Below are 1,598 nucleotides of genomic sequence, written 5' to 3'. Positions count from 1 at the left end.
GGCGCCCGCCCCGCCGGGACGGGCGCCGTCGGCGTGCGCTCCCGGACCGGCAGGCCCGGTGATCAGCCAGGCGTGCCGGAGATCACGGCGCCGCCGCGGGAAAACGCGTCGCGGCACCGGCCGCCGTGCAGGACGATGCGGGGATGCGTACATACGGCGAGCTGCTCCGGATTCCCGGGGCCCGGAGCTCGGTGCTGGGTGGGTTCCTCGGACGGCTACCGAACGGCATGCGCATCCTCGGGTGCCTGCTGATGGTCTCCGCGACCACCGGCTCCTACGCCCAGGCCGGCCTGGTCACCGGCGTGATGACGGTCTGCCAGGCGATCGCCGCCCCGGCGCTCGGCAGGGCCTCGGACCGGCACGGCCAGCGCCGCCTGCTGCCGGCGACACTGCTCGGCCACGGCATCGGCTTGGCCGCGCTGATCGCGCTCGCCGTCGGTGAGGCGCCGTTGTGGACGCTGCTCCTGGCGGCCGCGGTGTCGGGCTTCACCTGTCTGCCGGTCGGCTCGCTGGTGCGGGCCCGCTGGGTCGCGATGCTCGGCAGCTCGCCCCGGCTCCCGACGGCCTACGCCCTGGAGTCCGTCGTCGACGAGACGGTCTTCGTCATCGGACCGCTGCTGGCAACGGCCCTGGCGATCTCGGTGCACCCCGCCGCCGGTCTGGTCGGCGCTCTCGCCCTGCTGACGCTCGGCACCGTGATACTGACCGTCACCGCACCGGCGAGCCCACCGGAGCGCGGGGCCACCGCGGGTGGCCGCGTCCGTGCGGTGCCGAGGTACGCCGGCATGCCGCTGCTGCTGGCGGTCTTCGTGGTGCTGGGCACCTTCTTCGGCGTCATCGACGTCTCGATACTGGCCTTCGCCGAGGAGCAGGGGGTGCCCGGGCTGGCCGGCATCCTGCTGGCGCTGGTGGCCGTCGGCAGTCTGATCGCGGGCTTGGCGTGGGGTGCCGTCAGCAGCTGGCGCATCGGGCTCCCCGGCCGGATGCTGCTCTGCGCCGCGGCCTTCACCGCTTCGGCGCTGCCGCTGCCCTGGGTGGACGGACTGCTGGTCATGGCCGTCTGCATGGTCCTCTGCGGCGCTGCGGTGGCGCCCTCGCTCATCACGGCCTCCCTGCTGATCGAACGCCTGCTGCCGCGGTCGCGGCTCACCGAGGGCTTCGCCTGGATGTCGAGCGCCATCGCCATCGGCATGGCCTCGGGCACCGCGGCGGGCGGCCGCATCGTCGACAGCGCCGGGCACGGGCCCGCGCTGGCGGTGGCCACCGGCGCGGCGGTGGTCTGCCTGCTGCTGTCGCTCGCGGGCCACCGCCCGCTCGACGCGGCCTGCACCGCGGCCCCCCGGCCGCCGGCGGCACACTCGCTGCCCGAGCCGGCCGCCGTGGCACTCGCCGCGGTCGCCGACCCGGCGGACGGCGGGACGGCCATGGGCGATCCGGGCATCGGCGACCCGGCCATCGGTGGTCCGGTCATCGGTGGTCCGGTCATCGGCGGCCCGGCGGGGACGGCAGCCACGGCGGGGACGGCGGGCGGGGTGGCCACGGGCGAGCGGACGGCTCCGGCGGCCGGCCCGCCCGACGGCGACGACGCCCAGCGGGCC

The 1,598-nt window shown here is 76.4% G+C and carries 1 protein-coding gene; it reads left to right on the top strand.

From position 1 onward, the window contains the following. Positions 1-143: 143 nt before the first annotated feature. A partial coding sequence (locus HCN56_RS25465) for an MFS transporter (RefSeq protein WP_167974990.1) occupies positions 144-1,598 on the top strand: 1,455 nt, incomplete at its 3' end.

Source organism: Streptomyces lonarensis (genome assembly GCF_012033735.1).
GTDB classification, from domain to species: Bacteria; Actinomycetota; Actinomycetes; order Streptomycetales; family Streptomycetaceae; genus Streptomyces; species Streptomyces lonarensis.
This window is presented reverse-complemented; position numbering and strand designations above follow the sequence as displayed.